Annotated in this window: 17 protein-coding genes and 4 pseudogenes; 10 read left to right on the top strand and 11 right to left on the bottom strand. The window is 60.9% G+C overall.

Annotated features, from left to right (window positions below):
• The first annotated feature begins 896 nt into the window (after positions 1–896).
• On the top strand, positions 897–1,280 hold the full coding sequence (locus AC1D34_RS18160) for a hypothetical protein (RefSeq protein WP_441508777.1): 384 nt from the start codon (positions 897–899) through the stop codon (positions 1,278–1,280).
• 45 nt (positions 1,281–1,325) lie between these two features.
• Here the strand turns inward: AC1D34_RS18160 and AC1D34_RS18155 are convergent, their stop codons facing one another.
• Positions 1,326–1,700, bottom strand: a complete 375-nt coding sequence (locus AC1D34_RS18155) for a phasin family protein (protein ID WP_441508776.1) — start codon at positions 1,698–1,700, stop codon at positions 1,326–1,328.
• Positions 1,701–2,300: 600 nt separating this feature from the next.
• Positions 2,301–2,453, bottom strand: a complete 153-nt coding sequence (locus AC1D34_RS18150; RefSeq protein WP_441508775.1) for a hypothetical protein — start codon at positions 2,451–2,453, stop codon at positions 2,301–2,303.
• An 882-nt stretch (positions 2,454–3,335) separates the two neighbouring features.
• Here AC1D34_RS18150 and AC1D34_RS18145 point away from each other — a divergent pair.
• Together AC1D34_RS18145 and AC1D34_RS18140 are read left to right on the top strand one after the other, a co-directional pair.
• Positions 3,336–4,022: pseudogene (locus tag AC1D34_RS18145) on the top strand (response regulator transcription factor); the annotation flags it as partial.
• A gap of 179 nt (positions 4,023–4,201) precedes the next feature.
• The gene (locus tag AC1D34_RS18140) at positions 4,202–4,738 is read left to right on the top strand and encodes a hypothetical protein (RefSeq protein WP_476824923.1); all 537 of its coding nucleotides are present in this window, start codon (positions 4,202–4,204) and stop codon (positions 4,736–4,738) included.
• Positions 4,739–4,855: 117 nt separating this feature from the next.
• Here the strand turns inward: AC1D34_RS18140 and AC1D34_RS18135 are convergent, their stop codons facing one another.
• Both AC1D34_RS18135 and AC1D34_RS18130 read right to left on the bottom strand, forming a co-directional pair.
• Positions 4,856–5,125: a hypothetical protein gene (locus tag AC1D34_RS18135; RefSeq protein WP_441508773.1), complete on the bottom strand. Its 270-nt coding sequence runs from the start codon at positions 5,123–5,125 to the stop codon at positions 4,856–4,858.
• The gene (locus tag AC1D34_RS18130) at positions 5,091–5,318 is read right to left on the bottom strand and encodes a helix-turn-helix domain-containing protein (protein WP_441508772.1); all 228 of its coding nucleotides are present in this window, start codon (positions 5,316–5,318) and stop codon (positions 5,091–5,093) included. The genes AC1D34_RS18135 and AC1D34_RS18130 overlap by 35 nt, the downstream gene beginning before the upstream one ends.
• A gap of 325 nt (positions 5,319–5,643) precedes the next feature.
• Here AC1D34_RS18130 and AC1D34_RS18125 point away from each other — a divergent pair, with 325 nt between their 5' ends.
• Positions 5,644–5,943, top strand: coding sequence for a hypothetical protein (locus AC1D34_RS18125; RefSeq protein WP_441508771.1), 300 nt, complete (start codon positions 5,644–5,646; stop codon positions 5,941–5,943).
• 146 nt (positions 5,944–6,089) lie between these two features.
• On the opposite strand, the gene AC1D34_RS18120 is transcribed toward AC1D34_RS18125, so the two are convergent.
• The 5 genes from AC1D34_RS18120 to AC1D34_RS18100 all read right to left on the bottom strand — a co-directional run bounded on the left by AC1D34_RS18120 (position 6,090) and on the right by AC1D34_RS18100 (position 10,937).
• Positions 6,090–6,338 carry a hypothetical protein gene (locus AC1D34_RS18120; RefSeq protein WP_441508770.1) on the bottom strand — a complete coding sequence of 83 codons (249 nt, stop codon included), beginning with the start codon at positions 6,336–6,338 and terminating at the stop codon, positions 6,090–6,092.
• A gap of 403 nt (positions 6,339–6,741) precedes the next feature.
• Entirely contained in the window at positions 6,742–8,892 is a 2,151-nt protein-coding gene (locus AC1D34_RS18115) for a mechanosensitive ion channel family protein (protein WP_441508769.1), read from the bottom strand.
• Positions 8,893–9,245: 353 nt separating this feature from the next.
• Entirely contained in the window at positions 9,246–9,512 is a 267-nt protein-coding gene (locus tag AC1D34_RS18110; protein ID WP_476824922.1) for a c-type cytochrome, read from the bottom strand.
• A gap of 20 nt (positions 9,513–9,532) precedes the next feature.
• Positions 9,533–10,135, bottom strand: a complete 603-nt coding sequence (locus AC1D34_RS18105) for a hypothetical protein (protein ID WP_441508767.1) — start codon at positions 10,133–10,135, stop codon at positions 9,533–9,535.
• Positions 10,136–10,244: 109 nt separating this feature from the next.
• Complete coding sequence (locus AC1D34_RS18100; protein WP_441508766.1) at positions 10,245–10,937, bottom strand: winged helix-turn-helix transcriptional regulator; 693 nt, start codon at positions 10,935–10,937, stop codon at positions 10,245–10,247.
• Positions 10,938–11,142: 205 nt separating this feature from the next.
• Between AC1D34_RS18100 and AC1D34_RS18095 the strand changes: the two genes are divergently transcribed.
• Positions 11,143–12,246 (top strand): acyl-CoA dehydrogenase family protein, encoded by a 1,104-nt coding sequence (locus tag AC1D34_RS18095; RefSeq protein ID WP_441508782.1) that lies wholly within the window; start codon positions 11,143–11,145, stop codon positions 12,244–12,246.
• A 134-nt stretch (positions 12,247–12,380) separates the two neighbouring features.
• Positions 12,381–12,515, top strand: a pseudogene (locus AC1D34_RS18090) (IS5/IS1182 family transposase); the annotation flags it as partial.
• A 682-nt stretch (positions 12,516–13,197) separates the two neighbouring features.
• Here the strand turns inward: AC1D34_RS18090 and AC1D34_RS18085 are convergent.
• Positions 13,198–13,399 (bottom strand): annotated as a pseudogene (locus tag AC1D34_RS18085) (DDE-type integrase/transposase/recombinase); the annotation flags it as partial.
• A gap of 280 nt (positions 13,400–13,679) precedes the next feature.
• Here AC1D34_RS18085 and AC1D34_RS18080 point away from each other — a divergent pair.
• Positions 13,680–13,895: a hypothetical protein gene (locus AC1D34_RS18080; protein WP_441508765.1), complete on the top strand. Its 216-nt coding sequence runs from the start codon at positions 13,680–13,682 to the stop codon at positions 13,893–13,895.
• A 190-nt stretch (positions 13,896–14,085) separates the two neighbouring features.
• Here the strand turns inward: AC1D34_RS18080 and AC1D34_RS18075 are convergent, their stop codons facing one another.
• A complete protein-coding gene (locus tag AC1D34_RS18075) occupies positions 14,086–15,630 on the bottom strand; it encodes a DUF4236 domain-containing protein (protein ID WP_441508764.1) in 1,545 nt (514 codons plus the stop codon).
• Between the two features lie 144 nt (positions 15,631–15,774).
• Here AC1D34_RS18075 and AC1D34_RS18070 point away from each other — a divergent pair, with 144 nt between their 5' ends.
• The 3 genes and pseudogenes from AC1D34_RS18070 to AC1D34_RS18060 form a co-directional block, all read left to right on the top strand.
• Positions 15,775–16,014 (top strand): hypothetical protein, encoded by a 240-nt coding sequence (locus tag AC1D34_RS18070; protein ID WP_441508763.1) that lies wholly within the window; start codon positions 15,775–15,777, stop codon positions 16,012–16,014.
• A gap of 970 nt (positions 16,015–16,984) precedes the next feature.
• Complete coding sequence (locus AC1D34_RS18065) at positions 16,985–18,013, top strand: AraC family transcriptional regulator (RefSeq protein ID WP_441508761.1); 1,029 nt, start codon at positions 16,985–16,987, stop codon at positions 18,011–18,013.
• A gap of 369 nt (positions 18,014–18,382) precedes the next feature.
• Positions 18,383–18,526: pseudogene (locus AC1D34_RS18060) on the top strand (IS6 family transposase); the annotation flags it as partial.

Here is an 18,526-nt window from a genome sequence, read left to right as displayed (position 1 = left end):
CCACAACGGCCAACCACGACATTCAGAAAAAAACGACCCAGAGCCAGCCCCGCCCTGGCCGGATAATGATCGGAACACCGACCGGTTAAGTCTCGGAACAGTGGCCGGTTAATTATTGGAATAGCTGGCCGGTCCMGTCGGAATCCGCAAATAGGCTGTTCCGCATCGCGTCCGAGGCCCGTTTCCATGCGTAGAAAGGGCCGCCTGCTCAGCGTCGCTTTCGACGCCTTCGTTCTGGTCTGGCTCGCCGTGACCTGAGCGGGCCGAGGCCGAACGCAAGCTCACTGAGATCGCCAATGATCCACCGAGGCTCTGGTTCTGGACGCCGGCCGTCGAGAACAGCACGGTGTCCGAAGGTAGTTCCACCGAAGCCTTGCACACCGTCAAGGCGAGAGCCTTCGGCAGCTACCTACTACGCATCGATCCCGGCTTCGAGGACGGCAAGGTGAGGCGCGTCGCCGCCGAGGTGGTCTGCCATTGTGTGCCGTCATGTCTGACACGCTCACGCACCCAAGAACGCATGCCCCGCTCCAGGTGATCGTCCATTTCAGCGAAGGCGAGGCCAAGGCCCTGGCCCTGCGGCCGGCGCAATGGGATCGGAAGAAGCACGCTCGCCGCTGGCCAGGGCGCTCGCCCGCGTCAGGGAAGAGATGAACATCGCCAAGTCCGGGCACCGCAACATGACGATGCACGTCAGGCCCCATGTCTGAGACCACCACCTGACTGCAGATGCTCTTCGCGGCGTGGGGAGCGTCGCGCCCAGATGGAGCTGTCAGGCGGGAGAATTGCGAACAAAACTTCCGGAAATTGGAAACACGTTTCCGGGCCGGAAGAACACCCCACGAACGGCTCGGGAACGGCGACATGTGACCGTACTTGAGCGAAGGCCGTGGACCATGAAGGACAAGAAACTGCCGCTCGTCGTCAAGCCGATGCGGGTGAGCTGGCGGCACGGCCATCACCGCAGGGTGCGTTTCGGCAGGGGCCGCGGCGACACGCGATTGAGCATGAACGAGAGCTGGGTCGTCGCCGAGCTGAACTCGCCGGGCATCGACATCGATGCGGACTTCGATGAAGATGAGGACGAAGAGGAGGACGCCGGGCCCCAGCGTTGGCATCGTCGACCTCGATCTCCAAGACGGCTTTCTCGACGACGAACTTCGTGCGCCGGCGCTGTCGACCCGAAGGTGATGGATGCGCAAAATGAAAAGAGGCTCCGGTCAAACCGAAGCCTCCAATCGGTTTCCATAGAGCCTGCCGCAGCCGGGCTTCCTACGTAACTCTATTCACTGGGAGCGCGGCCGCCTTACGGCGGCTGGCCGAAATCAGGCGGCCTGCTTCGTAGCGGCAGCGACCACAGCGGCGGCGGCCGGAGCGGCCTTCGCGACGATGCCCTCGACCGGCTTGTAGGCGTCCTTGGCGAGAGCGGCGTAGAGCTCGCCCATCTTTGTAAGTTGGGCGACCGCGCCCTCGAATGAGGTCTTGACGTACTCGGCCTGGATCTCGAGAGCCTTGTCGAAGGTCTTCACGCCAGCGAGCTTCTCGATCACGGCGGTGCCAGCCTCGAAGGACTTCTTGGCATAGTCGGTGGCCTCCACGGCAATGGTCTGCACGCCCTTGGAGGTGGCGCCGAAGGCCTTCAGGGCTGCGTCGACGTTCTCTTTGGAAGCCTTCTGAAGGGTCTCGAACTTCTGGATCATGGTCTTCTCCTGTGCACCTTTGGTGGCGCTTTAGTGAAGGGCCGGAACGGCCCGACGTGTCGCCCCAAGCTCGTGTGAAAGAGATAACCACCGGGGACTGGTTATCGTATTGTGCGCTGCAGCATTAATGTCAAGAACATGCTGCAGCGCAGCAAACATAGGCCATCCCGATCGCGACAGTTCGGCGTCATTTCGCCCCCCCGGGCCGGCCCGGGCTTGAGGATGCCCGCTCGTTCCGGGTGTACCTGGTTGCGCAAGAGATCTCCTGGCCGGCGCTGAACCAGACGGTGTGCGCGTTTAGAGAACGACACCAGCAGTCAGTGAGTCGGTCGCCGCGTTGCAGCAGCCGAGCTTGGAATTAGCAGTCATCATTCATCCGGTCGGAAAAACCGCGTAGATGCCGGATTGCGGATGGCGCTACGGGGTCTTCTGCGCCCGGCTAGAGCTGGGGGGCGATGCCGGGGAGCCTTGGATCAGTATCGGCTTATCCGCTACCCCCGCCCCTGCCGTCGAATCGACTCAGGGCAAGGTCGTGCAATGCCCCATGGTGCTCACGAAAGGTAGGCTGGTCAAACGAAGACAAGATTAGCCAAAGCTCTTTCATGCCTCGATCCGTCGGAAGAAGCGTTTGGCTGCGTTGATCTCCGGGCCACTCGTGGCGGCAATGACCAAGCTAAAGCTTTTCGTCGCGGAAATACCGTCGGTCACCATATGCACGACGGTCGCTGCCGTCACCACATCGAGGGCCTGCACCAGCTTGGGCGCGCGGGCCTCGATGCCCGAAATTGATCCATATCAACGCGCGCCGATCCGAACGGGCGCTCTAGTCTGGACACTCCGTAAGTGTGAGCAAACGGGTCGGATCGTCGGAGGCTGGGGGGCCGGTCTGACGAACCGGCCCATCGCATCGCAATGGGGCGGGCGCCCGGCCTTCTTGCGCAGGCCCAGTTCCGGTCACTAGCCGGTCGAGGTGATAGCGGGGTGCGATGCCTGCCAATGCTCGCATGCGCCCCGCCACCGTCGGCCAGCCCGCGCCCCGTCAATGGGGACCCMTTGCCCATGCGGGCCGCTAGCCTTGAGACGGCCACGCTTCGAGCAACGCCGCATGGGCAAGGGCAACCCATCCAGGCGCAACTATTCAGCGTGCGTTTCGATGTAGCCAACGACGTGCCCTCAACTGAACTTAACTCGGGGCATTGCCGGGACGGCTGAACGCTTTCGGCTCAGAGCGGAGGCTCGCTTCCACCTCTCGGATCCGGGTCATCAAATCGGAGGTCCTCACGTTCTGCGTCGCCCTTCCCGTCGTCGCCGCCGCMCATCGGGAAAGCAGTTGACATCGGCAGGATGACGCCCTGTACGCCCCAGCCGCACAAGCAGATCGACCCCGACGCGGGGCCATCTACCAAGCGCTTCGGCCCCGGCCKGCGCAAGAATTCCAGCGAAAGATCATGTCTTGATGGCGATCGAAGAACTCTCGCTGACGATATGGCTGATCGTAACCCTTGCGATGAAGTTGGTGGTCTTCCCCGCGGTCGGGGGAAGCCTATTATAAGACCGACCAGCGTAAAAATATGGAATTATTAACCATGCTTCAGCCAACGTTGTGAAGATATCCGCTGCGAATCGGAGTTTGTTATGCGCGTTTTATTGATTGAGGACGACGCATCGATCGCGCAGAGCATCGAGATGTTTCTCACGCTGGAGAACTTCGAGGTCACCAAGTCAGCCTGCGGAGCCGATGGCCTTGCCCTCGCTCAGTCGGCGCGGTTTGACCTGATCGTTCTGGATCTCGGCTTGCCCGACATGCCTGGCATGGAGGTGCTCACGAAACTCCGAGCAACTTCCATTACAACGCCGCTGATGATCCTCTCGGGCATCAACGAGATTCAACAGAAGGTCCGTTGCCTGATTGCAGGGGCGGATGACTACGTGACAAAGCCATTCCACCGAAACGAATTTCTTGCCCGCCTGCGGACTTTGGTGCGTCGGTGTAACGGTACGGAGAACCGCACCGTCCGGGTCGGAGATCTCTGCATCGATCTGGATTCGAAAACGGTTGACGTGGCCGGGAAGCCCGTTCGTTTGACCGGCAAGGAATATGAACTCGTTGCGTTCCTGGCGAGCCGCCGTGGCTTCGCTCTGTCAAAGGAAATGATCCTCAACCACCTCTATGGTGGGATGGACGAACCTGCGCTCAAGATCGTCGACGTATTTATCTGCAAGGTGAGACAGAAGATTGCGGCCATATCGGGCAGAACCAACTACATCGGGACTGTCTGGGGACGTGGCTACATGTTGAATAATGCAGATCCTTCCCTTCAGATGGCTCCATCCGACAATGACGACACCATTGTTATCGACCGCGCCCGCTCGATTGCAATTCAGCCGCGAAATGAGCGTTGCATTTCTACCAAGCCACGGGCTAGATCCGCGATTAACGCAGGCGTTTATTTCAGGAAAAACCAAACGCGAAGAAAAATGACGATGTAATCGATCCAACGGTGATCATTGTTTCGGCTCGGACCGGATCGTTGACCGCCAGCGGCGCACTGTGGATTAATCAGCGGGTCATACTTCCGGGGAGGCTGGCCATGATTGAACGCGTGGTGTCACCGGCCTATTGGGTCCTGACCAAGGCTGCGCGGCGGTTGCTCGCTGTCATCGAGACGGAAATCGGGAGCGGCACCAGCGTGGCGCTGTCTTACGATACCTTCAGGCTGGACCACCGCTTCGGACGGCAGACGCTGTCGCCAAGTCTGACGCTGCTCGATCGTCTCGGCCTGATTGACATCGCGGTGGGGCCGCRCTTCGTCAACGTGTTCTCGCTCTCAGACCGATGGCGGAGCGTCAACGAGGACGAGGCTTTGAGGCTGACGGCACAGGCGCGTGAGTTGAAGCCGCCGCGAACGGCCCGCGAGCCGAAGCCGCAAAGGCCGGCAGCGGCGAAGGCACCGAAGCCTGTGAAGGTCGAGGCACTGCGCAAGCAACGTCAGGAGCCGTCATTGCCGCCGATGCCATGGCGCTGCGACAGCCGATAGCAGGACCGAGGGGACGACTTGCTTGTGCGCCAATCGTTTTTTTAGGCCTTGGAGGCCTGTGTAGCGTCGTGAACATCGGCCGATAGTCATTAGCGAGGCTCTGCTTGGCCTGACTGGCTATGCCAGGTTCCGTTCAATTGCGGATCGGGCGGCTTTAAAGGTTACTTCTGCGTCCGGCACAGCGCCTTGCTGCTGTTCAAGAAGGAGAAGCGCGATTTCGTAGATCTCCCTTATGTCGGCGGCTTGCAAAACGCCTTTCTGCACCAGGCAGCGCAGGAGGCCGGCCATGGTTGCGGAGGAGACGAGGTTTGCTGCGGCAATGCCATGCGGCGAGGCAAGGGACATCGCGCGCTCATTGTGTCGCTGGATGTACAGGTTCTGGTACATTGTAGCCGTCCGCTGCGTACAACGTAAGTTTGTTGCGCAACGTGCGGATGGAAATGCCGAGTAGTGAGGCCGCATGGGTGCGGTTGCCGCCGGTTTCCCGCAGCGTTGCCAGGATCAGCTGGCGTTCGACAAAGGCAACTGACAGGCCAACGAACTGATCCACGACGGCTTGAACAGCATCGAGCGCTCGCATGGTTACGGTCCTTTCCAAGCCCCCCGGCTCTAACGTACGCCTCAGAATGGCGCCCGCCGTGGTTAAGAAGTGGTARATCGGCATGGGGCGGCAAGGGTGCACGSCAGTCTTTGAGCGGCAGGGTCAAGTGCGGCCCGCTTAAAGCCGACTTTCGCCTGGCTGCGTGCCGGGCCCTGCGGGACGGTCCCCCAAGCGGGTACTTTGTGCTGCCCCTGCGCGATATGGACCCCTCACGTGCTTCGAAATAGAACTTGGCGGTTAATGCCAAGAACTTGGCTGCGGTTAATATGGATTCGCGAGCGCCTGTCACACATGGTCCCGGCCTATGAAAGTCCCCGCCCCGCGCTTCATCATTGACGACGACCTGGACGGCCCGATCATTTACAACGACCCGGATACACCGAAGCCTATGTCGAAGGCATGGCGCCTGGCTTGCTTCTTGATAAGCTCCGTGTTGTTAGGGTGCGCCTTGGTAACATTCCTCGCTGTGGCCGATGGGCCGAAGCCTGGCCTAATGTTTATTGCCGCCTTCGGCTTTGCTATCGGCGGCGGCGTTTTATTGTCCTCAGCCCTGTTCCCCAATTTTTCCCTTGCCCGTGCAAGACGCGGTGCGGCCGAGAACTGATATCGTGGCGCAAAAGCTGGCAGACATCAGCGATCGGGAGTTGGATCGCTATTCCGACCCTCGAGCGCTGGTTTCGTATGGCCTGAGCATCCGGCTGGGTTCGCCCTGGTTAATGCGCCGCGCAGGCTTGCCGGCATCGCCTCCGCTTATTGGTTCGCGTGACCCGTGGAGGTGACCTGGTGCACCGACCTCCAGCCCGGGACGCTGATTGCGCCACTCTCGGTCAGCAGGTGCAGGGCAAAGCCGGGCTGAGGCGTGCCGATAAGCCGGCCGGCCACCATGTCGCCGATCCCCTGATGCCGGATCACAACGAGCCTGCCCTCAAGTGCCGCCAGATCGCGCTCCGGCTGGTTGTCAAAATTCAGGTCACCGGCCGCGGTCGAAAACACGCCCATCGCAAAACCTCCCTGATGCGAACGCCGTAACGAACGTCCGGCGGATGCAATCCTGCTTGGGCCGAGGCTGGGAGTAAAGAAGCCGATTTCGTAAGCGACGGGACCGCGAGGGAGGTCCGTGACCGCCCCGCCACGGAACGGGCTGCCGCCGGCGGCCGCGGGGAGGTGATGGAGCGGAGCCAGGCGCTCGGGAAAAAGGCCGGCGAGTGCGTCGAGACCAGCATTGACATTAAGCGTCCAGCGCGCCCCCCTCATCCGTAGGCTCGCACCAACCACCCCTCCCCTACCTTGAGCGACATGCGGCCAGCCGTAATGACCGGCCCCCGATGCCTGACGGCGCATGCTTCACACCCGGCTGCCCGCGTCGCAACACCCTTTTGCCTCAGCCGAAATTAGTCGAGCGCTATCTACCAGCCGCACTTGCCGCTTCGACCCTTGCCGCTTCGACCTTTTGAGCGGTTAGAATCTGCTGGGCGGCAGCAGCTGCTTCTTCGTCGCGACCTTCAACATGGACCGTCGGATGGGCGAACTTGATACCAGCCTGGTCGAACGCCGTCTTGAGGCGCAGAAGCGCTTTGCGACGCACGACCGCTTGTTGGCCTGGCCGGGTCGTCATCTTGAAACGAAGCTGGATGGCATAATCGCCGAACTGCTCGACCCCCTGCATCTTCATCGGCTCGATAATGTCAGGCGCTAAGTCGGGATCTTCGGCAAGCTCCTGACCGATTTTTTTGGAGATTTTCCGCGCCTTTTCCAGATCGCTATCGTAAGTGACATTGATCATGAACTTGTCGATGACCCAGTCTCGGCTCATGTTCTGAACCGCGCCGAGTTGTCCAAACGGCACGGTGAACACTGGACCACGGTGATGGCGCAAGCGGACCGAACGGAGTGAGAATGACTCCACTGTTCCCCTGAAGCTGCCGCTTTGGATGTATTCGCCGACGCGAAATGCATCGTCGAGTAGGTAGAACATGCCGCTGATAATGTCTTTTACCAGGGATTGAGCGCCAAAACCAATGGCGACGCCCAAGACGCCGGCTCCAGCGATCAGGGGGCCGATTTCGAGCCCGAGCGCAGCAAGCGCCGTCAAGCTCGCCATCACCGCGATAACCACAAGCAGGATATTGCGGAAGATGGGCAGCAGCGTGCGAAGTCGCGCCCGACGGATGGCCTCGTCGGAACCGGAAATGATGCTCTCCGTTGGATCAGCGAGGGCGCCGTCCACGGAAACCTTGACGATTTGCCATAGAAAATCGGCCAGGAGAAGAATGACGACGCTTGCCAGCGCACCGCGCAGCAGGCGCATCGGCAGGCTGTCCTGGCTCGTAAGACCGACCAGGTCAACCTGCCAAATATGAGCGAGCCAAAGCGTAGCGGCGCTGAGAATGATCAGCCGCACCCCGCGCTCAAGGCACACCTCAAGGATATTGTGCCTGATCGGCACCAGCCCACCGGTCTCGGTCGGCCTCAGGAGGTGACTGACTGCGTTCCTTCCAATGGAGATGGCTTTGGGCAGCAGAAGCACGAAAACGGCAATCCAGAACATGCCCAGAAGGCCGGAAACCCAGAGAAGCCACAAGACCACAGCATAAGCTGACATGGCGACGCTCTTCGCAATTCTGCCGGATCCAGCCGTGGAGCTGCTATCGCCTTCCGGTCTGTTCCAAATGGCTTCCAGACCAATTGTCAGAAGGCCAAGTCCGAGGAGATAAGCTGCCGCGAAACGGAAATCTCGAGGAAAGCCCAGATCGATCAGAATGCCAACAATCGACCACCCAAATGCGAAGTAGCTGACAAACAAGCCAATGCGCCGCCGCCAGTAGATGGCGTCCTTCCGCTTTACTGGAACTATCTGGTGATCCGACCAGGCGCCGTGCGTGTTCCGCGGTGGAAACAAAGCGAAATCCAGCAAAGACCGAGTAGCCCGCGTGACGAGCACGGCCACGAGAAGGGCGAGCATGATCTGCTTCAGGATCGGTGGCCATGCGAACAGCAGGAACGCGCCGAGGCTGCCTGCAGCGAAGATTGCGATTCCGGCAACCAGGGTGGCCAGGCGCAATCCCGCGGTGCGGAATCGTTCCTCAACGGAAAGGACGGGTTTCCTCTCTAGCAAGGCGCGGTAGCGGGCGCTCATGCGGCGATACAATTGCTCGGAACCGACACCGAGAGTGAGAAAGGTCGAAATCATCAGAGCAAGCCGGGCAGCGCTTGTCGTTGCCAGCTCATTTTTCAATAAGCCGGCGGCCCGCGCGAGTTGCGTCGGCAACTGAGGGACTGCGGCGGCGATGGAACCGATATGGTTGCGTACGCTGGTGAGCCGTGTCGCAAGTCGGCTGGATAGGGGCGGCTCGGGAGTTGCTATTTCTGTGGGCAGTGCGGCTGGACTGGCCTCGCCGGATTGCTGGATCCAGCGTCGCACGCTCGGCTCATCGAGCAGGCGCAACAATTCCTTGGCCTGTGGTGGAGGGCTTTCTCCTTGCCCCTGTGCACGGGCGCCAGATATTCCCCAGGTGGCAAGGACGCACCAAATTAATATCAGAAAGCTGCGCATCTACCCCCCAAGGCAAAGCTGATCAAAGAGTTCAATTCCACCGGATAAGTAGACCGGTGGTGGGCAATTCTGCACTAGAATCGCTGTTAGCAGATCGGCGTGCTACTGGGCAGATGCAACGCGAAACGGTCAGCCGAATGGAATGCCGGTTCGCATATACCCTGACGGATGTCTTATTGTTTTAGCATCATTACCGCGACACCCGCGGCGCGCTGTTGGGTTGGCGCGGAGGTCACGCACGATCCGGACACAGACAAGTAAACTTGCGCGGAACGGCTGGGCCAACCAACGCCCTAGCTTTGCGAAAGGCCAAGGCAGGATCTTCGGCGCAATGCGTCGATAACAGGACATTTCTATCGTGTCGGGAGCGCCGCATAATAGGCAGAGAGCGCAGCGATTTCGGCTGTCGTCATCGCACGCGCCATATAGCGCATCTCCTTGTGCTGACGCTTTCCCGACCGGAACGCCATTATCTGATTGAAGAGGTAGCGTTCATTCTGCCCGGCCAAGTGAGGGACTTCGCTATCCCGTGCGATGCCGTCGTCGCCATGACATGCAGCGCATTGCTCCACCGCGGAGCGCTTTGGTTCGGCGAGTGCTGGAGCGGCGACCAACGCCATTGCCAAGGTCAGTCGAAGAATCACTCTCCTGGCTCCCCGCTCGTTCCATCCGCCGAACCGGCCGCGATGAGATGCTCGGCAGTCGCAATCGCTCGAGTCCGCGCTTCCGGCCAGACCATCGCAGCGAGCAGCGCCGGCACCCACGGCGGCACAGGCAACTCATCATTCAGCCACTCGTGCACACGCTTGATCCGGCCGCCGCAGAACAGTCCCGCGAACCGCTCCGGGCTCAAATCGACCTCATTCAGCCCGAACTGGAACTGAGCACCATCGATATGTGCAGCCTTGGTTTTGGAGAGCTGGATTTGCAGCTTGCGCGCCATGTCAGTGCTTGCCCCTCGTGCCGTCCGTACGCTTCGCCCGCCCACATTTTCGGGAATGAATTCTATGCCCCAAAGAAGCAGCACCATGCAGGCCGGGTCCATCCGGGCATAGCTCTCGCACCCCACGAGGGGAAGTTGGTAGCGCCGCAGATCTTCTGGCCCTGCCCGGTTGGAGAGCGCCGAGAAACATGGCGAACTCGTAGACCTGCCGAACGTCGTCGCGCTGTGCTCACCGAACCCGCGGATGGTCATCCCGTCCATCATCCGCTGGCGCTGCGGACGGGCGGCAAGCCCGGGCATGTGGCTCTCCAAAGATCAGGGGGAAACGACCCCACAATCCTCGGTTGCAACGCCCTCACGCGAGAGCGGGTTGGTCCACTGGTGCTATCCGGAGAGGCACTCCTGGCGATCACTGTACCCGCCTTGGTTCGTGGGCGAAGGCGCTAAGGCCGAGCCATTGTTGCATCGAGCTGGCAAGCGTCGGATTGCCGTCGATCTCCAGCTGTCCGCAGTCCGACTCCTTCTTGATCGTCGTCAGTCCCATCCAGATCGCCGTCATTGTTCGCAAGGAACTCGTGACGAGGAGATCTAACTGATGACCGGGATCGAAATTGCAGAGGTCGACCGTTCCGCCGTCCACCACCAACCACCAGCTCTTTTGCGCCCCTGGCAGCTCTGGGTACAGAAACTGTATCGTGTAGCGGCGTTCAGGCAATAGCTTGGCGTTGAGGCTCCGTCGCATGTCCCACATCAGGAGCGACGGGTCGAGGTTCTTCAATGAGAGCCGCGACTCCATCCAGCGCTGTGCCCAGTTGCCGAGGCCCATGTTCAAAGATCTCAGTTCCTCGCCCGCCTCAGACAAGTGATACTCAACCGAGCCGTTTGCTTTGCGCAACACGGTGATCACCTGGGCTCGCTCCAGCTCCTTCAGGCGCTTGGACAGCAGCGCCGGCGACATTCTCGGCACGCCGCGCCGTAGGTCATTGAACCGGGTGCAGCCGCAAAGGAGTTCGCGCACCACCAATGTCGTCCAGCGACTGCACAGGATCTCCGACGCCATCGACACCGGGCAGAATTGGCCATAGCCGCCGCGCTCGTCCATTTCGAACCCCGCTGTTCTCCTGGCGAATGGTACCAAAGCAGCTTCATCCAAAAAGCGACACCAGTACAGTTGCTGAACTGGACCCTCACGGCTTCAACTCCGATCCTTCAGCGTCACAGGAACGGAGGGCGCCGTGCCGACGAACGTCGCTTCGAAAGTTCAAGCCATCTCAGCTATCGAAAACTCCGGCGTTTGCGCCGACGGTATCGTGGAAACCGCGCACCATCTTTCGCGGAAGCTCGCCGAACGCGCGGCCGAAGTCGACCAGAACGACAGTTTTGTCGGCGAGAACTACACCCTGCTGAAGGAGGCTGGTCTGGTGGAAGCAGGCGTCCCTCGGGAACTCGGCGGCCGCGGCGCCGAAATATCCGAGCTCGCCGAGATGCTGCGCGTGCTCGCGCGTGCGTGCGGTTCCACCGCACTCGCCTTTTCCATGCACACGCATCAGGTCGCCATACCTGCCTGGCGCTGGCGTCACCAGAAGGTGGCCGCCGTCGAGCCTCTCTTGAAGAGGGTCGCGAATGAGAAAATTATCCTTCTCTCGTCAGGCGGCTCGGACTGGATCGGCGGCTCGGGGAAGGCTGTGAAGGTCGCCGACGGCTACCGGATCACGGCCCGGAAGGTCTTCACCTCCGGCGCCGAGGCCGGCGACATTCTAATGACCGGCGCGATTCACGAGGGGGAAGATGGCAGTCGCTCTGTCATTCATTTCGGCGCGCCGATGAACTCCGCTGCTGTAAGCATTGAGAACACTTGGCGCACGCTTGGGATGCGCGGCACTGCCTCGAACGACGTCGTGATCGACAACCTCTTCATTCCCGACGCGAACGTCGCCTTCTCGCGCAAGGCCGGCGAGTGGCATCCGGTCTTCCAGACGATCGCAACGATTGCCTTCCCGCTGATCTACGCCGTCTATCTCGGAGTTGCAGAAAGCGCCCGCGATCTCGCCGTCGAGAGCGCGAAGGAGAAGCCAGCACCGGACCTATCCCTCGCTGGCCGCATGGACACCGAATTGCGCGCCGCGCAGCTGGCGCACCGTTGGATGCTTGACACGGTCGCGCGCAACGCCCCGTCCGCCGAGACGGTGAATGAAGTCATGATAGGGCGCAATCTTGTCGCCCGGCATGCGATCGCAACCGTCGACCTGGCGATGGAGCTAGCGGGCGGTGCATCGTTCTATCGTGTGAGAGGACTCGAACGCCGCTTTCGCGACATACAGGGCGCACGCTTTCACCCTCTCCAGGCCGGTCCTCAGGCTCGCTATGCCGGAGCGATAGCATTAGGCCTGCGGACAGAGGCGATTTTCTGACGGATTAGACGCTGAAGAGGCGCCCTGAATACCATACCGGACCAGAACGCACTGAGCGGAAGCGGCTTCTCAAGCTTCCGTTAAATGCAGGGGCCGCCTGCGCGCGTTCGAATCGCCGCTGCCCTTCCCGACGCCGCTGGATCAAAAGCTCGGCGGGACTGGCCAAGGCGAAGGTGCGCGGCCGCCCCAAGGTCGATGCCGCGTTCACTCTGGCGCGGGCCGTTTACAACCTGATCCGCCTGCCCAAGCTTCTGGCGGCCCCGGCATGATCAAGGGCAAGTGGCGGATCGTCGAGATGGCTGTGTGGGATACCGTTCCTCGACATGATGGAGCCGGCCTACATCCTCTTCGCAGGCATGACAGGCGGCGAGTTCGCCTTCGGCTGCGTCACCGGCCAGCTTCGCTGCCGCGAGATCGGTCCGCTCGTTATGATACTGCCGAGATGGCATCCTGCGCCAGATTAATTGCACACCACTGTGAAAAAACCCCGTAGAGGCCGTTGCGGAGCCTCTACGGGGGTTCCCCAGCCGGAAACGTAACCCATGGGAGAGCTGGGTTATCGGGAAGCCTTGGAGGGCTCCTGCCGTCGAAGCGTCTCAGGGGAGGTGGCGCAATGCCCCATGGTGCTCACGAAAGGCAGTTTCGTCAAGTACGGACAAGATTAGCCAACGCTAATTCGTGCCTGGCTCCGTCGGAAGAAACATTTGGCTGCGTTGATCTCAGGGCCACGCGTGGCGGCGATGAAGAGGCTCAGGCTTTTCGTCGCGGAAATACCGTCGGTCATCATGTGCGCGACGGTCGCGGCCGTGACCTCATCGAGCGCCCTGCACCAGCCTGGCGGCGCGGTCTCGATGGCGTCATGAGCGCGCATCGCTTCGAGGGCGGCCTCCACCGGCTCGGTCGCAATTCCGGAAATTGGACGGGAAGAGCGGCGCCCGTGGGCCCAGACCAGGCAGCGAGCGTTTCGAATTGCTCGGCAATTGACGGGCCCGGCTTGTAGGCAAATCTCGCCGGTCTTTTGCGCATCATGTGGACCACCTCGATGCCGGACAGGATCGCCTCGGCGCTCCCCACCAAGCCGAGCAATGGAACGGATGCGGCGCTTGATGCGCCGATGATCCCGTTCGATCCGATTGTTGAGGTATCGGCTCTTGAGGAAATGCGGAGTGAGGAAGGCGCTTCGACAGATCAGCTGCTACCTGCCGACAGAAAGGCCGATAGCTGCGCTCGCCCCGCCGGATCTTCCCGCTTCGCCTGCGTCCTGCACATCAGCCACAAGCGGCAGCCACCTCCTCCGACGCCCCCATGGCGCCGTCGAGATGCGAATATGCGAGCTGGCGGAGATGGTGGGGTGCAAGTGAGCCGTCCCAGTGGATCGAATTGCTCTCAATCATTTTGTCGAGCGTTAATCTGTTGGCATCAGCATGCTCGCCATGAGCGATTACCGTAAATGCCGAGCCTTCTTGGTTGAGGCGTTCCTCGCCCTTGATAACGATAGTCTCGAAGACGAGCGGCTGTGCCGCGCCATCGAACTTCTGCTTGATGCGGTGGCCCTCACTGAACGGGATGCGCGGCCGTCGAATATCGTGCGACTTCTGCCTCGATCGAACGTTTCAAAGACACTTCAGGCTCGAATGCCGGGAACGTAACGACTCGCACATCAGGAATCGTAGCTGCCGGCTCGTGCTGCGAGACGACCGTCCGGACTGGCACCCTGGACGGCCTTCAGGTCGGGGGCGGGAATGAGGCGGCAGGAGTAACAGGCTGCCGACGCGGTATCGCAATACTCAAACTCACAAGCTTACGACGGTGAGGCCCCCGAGAAGGTAATTTGCGCGGTCACGGCTTTTTCAGGAGAACCGTGTTCACCCAGCCCCAAGGCTGCTCATCCCCGACCTCTATCCATCTTCCGTCTCGTCTGAAAACGCTGACGATCGCTCCTTTCGGCGCGACCCGCAGGGATGCAGAGGATCGCACAGGTCCTGATCGGACGTTGGCATGCTGGAGGAGAACGAGCCGCTCACGTGGCTGAGCTTGATTCGTCGAGAGGGCTCCGACCTGTGGAGCCGTAGCGACAGGCCTCACTGGCGCGACCGAGATTTGGGTTGAGGGGAGGCCGGCTATGCGCGCTTCCGCCGGGTTCGAGCGGAGGGCGGCGATGATCGGGGGCGAGGTCGGAGGCTGTTGGCGCCACGAAGACGCCAAAATGGGTGCGACAGCGAGCGCGACAGGAATGAGGATGAGTTCATAAGCGCCGCTGACCCGTTGGAGTTCTGGCAGGGGTTTCTCGAACTCCGGGGCGGGTGTAGATCGCATCGCAGGCGGCGGAGCGTCGCCGGGTTGTGAATTAGCGGCCTGACGGATCAGGGCCGATTTGAAAGCCGCGAGCGCATCGGCAAACCGAAATGCCGCTTCGCAGTTGCTTGCCAAAAATACCTCATGGAGCCCCTTTCCGCTGGTGATGGTGATCTGGCCATATTTGGCGATCGGAAGCTGGTCGTTGAGCCGTCCATCGGGTGATCGATCCTTGCTGGAATTGGCCGATACATGGTCGATCACCTGCGTGTCCGCGGGAACGGCTTCACTTTCGATGAACGGGACATCTGTCGCTTCGACAAAGACGTCACGGAAATCGATCACGGCGTAATCGCTGGCGCCTTTTGAGCGCATCAGGACGAAGCCGCCGAAGATATCGAGATTGTCTCCGTTTGCGTTCTCGAGGCGGACCCCAGGAGAGCCTGAGATAATTCCATCCAAGATGGGATGCAGCCGAACCTGGTATCGTGTGACGGCCGACGAAGAAGTGGGTCTCTCCTTGGCCCGTTCGTCCTCGCTCGACGAGGCTACGTCCCAGAGATAGTCGGAGCGAGCCAAGGCAGCATGGGAGTACTCCACTTCGACCCAAGTGCTCCAGGCATCCTCATCGAGTTCGATCTCAATCCTGATTTCGCTGGCAGAGAGCGCAGACAGCACTTTCCTGGCTTCGATCTCCGTCTCTTCAAAGGCCCAGCGGAGCTTTGGGATTGATGACTTCGGGAACCATCTGAGCGGGGGTTGTTCGCGCCGGCATAACTTCCTCCAGGCCGACTTGCGGCTTCTGAGCGCTGCCCGGTAATCCGATTGGAGGGCCGCCTTCTGATGAGCCGCATCATTGATCAAGTCCTTTAGGCCCTGAAGATCCGAACTTGTCAGCTGCGCGCCCCCCTTGCTGTGTATCTCGCGGGGACGTTGGAACTCGGACGGTCGGGCTTCGAGTGTCAGGGAACTGTCGAGAGGTCCGGTGGTGGTCCCGCGTACAGCCGCGGAAACGCTGATGCCGGTTTTGCTGAAGGTCAGCCGAACACCAGGAAACGTACGCACTGAATGACCGAAGCGGAACCTCATAGGTGAGCGCCCCAACAAAACGTGACTGGCAGGTTACGGTATCAGGCGGCGCTGGTCAGTTCACGACGCCGACATCTCGCAACTCAACACCATGGGTTGAGGAGCCGAGGCGAAGATCGCGATGTCGACACTGTTCCCGAGACAATGTCGGAGGCGGACTACGGAGCGGTTGGCACCAGCGTCGAGGCGCACGCCAAGCCGCATGGCTGGCATCATGGCCAGTCGCATCACGCCATGTATCGCTATGGCCTCCGCCGCCATTATGGCTGGAATCGCGGCCATCACCGCGGCTGGTACAAGCATCACCGTCACCACGCCAACTACGGCGGCTGTCGGATAGCGGCCACGCATTTGCCGCAGCACTCGGTTTCCAAGAAGGCCTGAAGCCCCGCCGGCTGAAGACGGCCTACGTCCCTGCGCATTGCTCGCTGGAGCGCTAGGGCCATCCCCAACAACGGGCGGCCTACTGCCCCCACGTCGCGTGCTGACTTGCCCCAGACATGCGCGAGGCCAGCCCTTCTGCGGCCGGGCGTGGGATGGGTGCCGGCTGGGCCTCAATCCCGCCSTGGTGAAYCGTCAGTCCYTGGCCYTCTCGTTGCGCGCCAYYCTCTTACGAAGCTCGTCGGGGCTKACAYCSACGCCGTCCCAGACATGSCCGTCACGSATTTCGGCAATGTATCGCGCGACAATCTGCTTCGCCTYTTCGGGGGTTTCGGCGASATTGGTAATGACGCGGTGGTTGGCATTGTCGCGAGCCGCAAAATGCCGAGACACACTCCCGTCAGGATAGGTCACAGGCGTGATCACAAACGGCGCATCCATCCAGTGACCCGGCGCGCTCATCCAGATCGGAACGTCGCCCGATGTCATGCCCCTGAACTGGTGCCAGACCAGTTGCCAGTCAGGAAAACCGCTCATGTCAGTGTGTTCCTCGATCCTTGACCGCGCTCCTTGTCCGTGAGGATGTTGCACAGGATCGCCGGATCCGAAAATCAAAAACAGCCGCCAGAGCCGCGCTAGCCGCACGGCATCAGATGGTGCAACGAGCAGGACGTAGAGGATCGTCCGTGGGCGCGTCGGCTGCGCAATTTGGCCCAACTCCACGAACCGCGATGGCGTCGCGCCAGTCGATCCACTAACAATGTCGGATCGCCCCGCGGAAGCGGGTGACTATCAAACGCGCGATATCGACCTCTTCAAGCTTCTCTCTCCGCATGTCTGCCGCGCGCTTTAAGGCGGACCTCCGCGAAATGCGTGGCCTCAGCGTCGGCGGCTTGTTATTTTCGGCCAATTCTTTGCTCGCTCCAGCCTGAGTGGGTTTGGCCCCGAACATGGAAATGGGAGTTCGGCGGCTTTGCCACACGATCTGACCTCCCTCCCAACGACGCTAGCGGGTATCTCGCGCCTTGCCATAACGCGTCTTGCCTGCGCCGGCATACCGGTTGCGCCTCTCCTGAACGACGTCGGTCTGACCGAGGACATGCTCGCCGATGGCGATCAAAGAGTGCCTGCCCGGCGTCAGGTCGCATTCCTGGAGCGGGCCGGGACCGCGCTGGGAGATGACTGCCTGGGCTTCACCCTGGCGCAGGAGTTCGAGCCCCGAGCTCTCGGGTTGCTGTTTTATGTGATGGCGTCGTCGCAAACGCTTGGCGCAGCACTGCAACGAATTGCCCGGTATAGCTCGATCACCAATGAAGCATTGGTCTTCAGCGTTGCCGAGGCAAGTGAGTTCACCATCACTCTGAACTATGCCGGACTTCCTCGGCATTCCGATCGGCACCAGGCCGAGTTCTGCATTTTTGGAGCAATCCGGATCTGCCGCATCCTGATAGGCGCAAACCTCGTCCCTCAACACGTCTCGATCGCGCATCACCGATCGGGCGATACCTCTGCGATGTCGCGGTTTGCCGGAACGAAGGTGGAGTTCGGCGCCGAGACCGATGCCATCGTTTTGCACGCTGACGCGCGCGAGCGCCCTCTCATTAATGCCGACCCTTACCTCAATGATCTCCTGCTGGATTATTGCGAGGCGGCGTTGTCGTCCCGCACAACCAATGCCAGCCCTCTGCGGGTGAGCGTCGAGAATGCGATTGCGCCGCTGCTGCCTCATGGCAAGGTTCGCGCCGAGGTCATCGCCCGCCAGCTTGGATTAAGCGAACGAACACTGGCGCGGAGGCTCGCCGAGGAGGGCCTGAGCTTCTCGGAAATCCTCCAGCAGCTGCGGCGCGACCTAGCCGTGCGCTATCTCAACGATCGCGACCACCATGTCTCCAAGGTCGCCTGGCTATTGGGGTTCCAAGAGGTCAGCGCGTTCTCGCATGCGTTCAAGCAATGGACAGGTGTGGCGCCAAGCCAGATGCGTATGGCCGGCGTTCAGGCTTGATTGATATCGCTTCGCCGGGGCGGACGCTCGTTCCTAAGCACTCCTGCGACGAGACCCAATGGGACTGAATGGCGCTCACGACGAAGTCCCATCGCCGAGATCCTGGTCAAGCATGGACAGGATCATGCCTTGCCCCTCCGAAAGACGCGCCTGGCTGCGTTGATCTCCGGTCCGCCCGTGGCGGCAACGACGAGGCGAAGGCTTTCCCTCGCGGAGAGGCTGGGGTGCAGCAGATGGGCGACCGCCGCGACCTCACCTCATCAAGCGCCCGCGCCATCCTAGCTAGCGTCAGCGGGCCGGTTCTGTTGCAAACTCTTCAGTTACGGAGGTTAGGGCATCACCTTCCAGCCGTTGGCAGGAGGACTTCAGATGTTCAAGGGCCGTCATTTCGACCGATCGGTGATCCTGCTGTGTGTTCGCTGGTATCTGGCCTACGGCCTGAGCCTGCGCGACCTGAAGGAGATGATGGCCGAGCGCGGCATCAGCATCGACCATTCCACGATCCACCGCTGG

Source organism: Allobosea sp. P1_A7 (assembly GCF_056406775.1).
This window is presented reverse-complemented; position numbering and strand designations above follow the sequence as displayed.

Bases quoted from the DNA above. Each gene is read 5' to 3' on its own strand.
- AC1D34_RS18115 (WP_441508769.1), bottom strand. From the start codon at position 8,892: ATGCGCAGCTTTCTGATATTAATTTGGTGCGTCCTTGCCACCTGGGGA.
- AC1D34_RS18070 (WP_441508763.1), top strand. From the start codon at position 15,775: ATGTCGGAGGCGGACTACGGAGCGGTTGGCACCAGCGTCGAGGCGCAC.
- AC1D34_RS18100 (WP_441508766.1), bottom strand. From the start codon at position 10,937: ATGGACGAGCGCGGCGGCTATGGCCAATTCTGCCCGGTGTCGATGGCG.
- AC1D34_RS18080 (WP_441508765.1), top strand. From the start codon at position 13,680: ATGAGCGATTACCGTAAATGCCGAGCCTTCTTGGTTGAGGCGTTCCTC.
- AC1D34_RS18075 (WP_441508764.1), bottom strand. From the start codon at position 15,630: ATGAGGTTCCGCTTCGGTCATTCAGTGCGTACGTTTCCTGGTGTTCGG.
- AC1D34_RS18105 (WP_441508767.1), bottom strand. From the start codon at position 10,135: ATGCCCGGGCTTGCCGCCCGTCCGCAGCGCCAGCGGATGATGGACGGG.
- AC1D34_RS18135 (WP_441508773.1), bottom strand. From the start codon at position 5,125: ATGTACCAGAACCTGTACATCCAGCGACACAATGAGCGCGCGATGTCC.
- AC1D34_RS18120 (WP_441508770.1), bottom strand. From the start codon at position 6,338: ATGGGCGTGTTTTCGACCGCGGCCGGTGACCTGAATTTTGACAACCAG.
- AC1D34_RS18130 (WP_441508772.1), bottom strand. From the start codon at position 5,318: ATGCGAGCGCTCGATGCTGTTCAAGCCGTCGTGGATCAGTTCGTTGGC.
- AC1D34_RS18110 (WP_476824922.1), bottom strand. From the start codon at position 9,512: ATGGCGTTGGTCGCCGCTCCAGCACTCGCCGAACCAAAGCGCTCCGCG.
- AC1D34_RS18155 (WP_441508776.1), bottom strand. From the start codon at position 1,700: ATGATCCAGAAGTTCGAGACCCTTCAGAAGGCTTCCAAAGAGAACGTC.
- AC1D34_RS18125 (WP_441508771.1), top strand. From the start codon at position 5,644: ATGAAAGTCCCCGCCCCGCGCTTCATCATTGACGACGACCTGGACGGC.
- AC1D34_RS18160 (WP_441508777.1), top strand. From the start codon at position 897: ATGAAGGACAAGAAACTGCCGCTCGTCGTCAAGCCGATGCGGGTGAGC.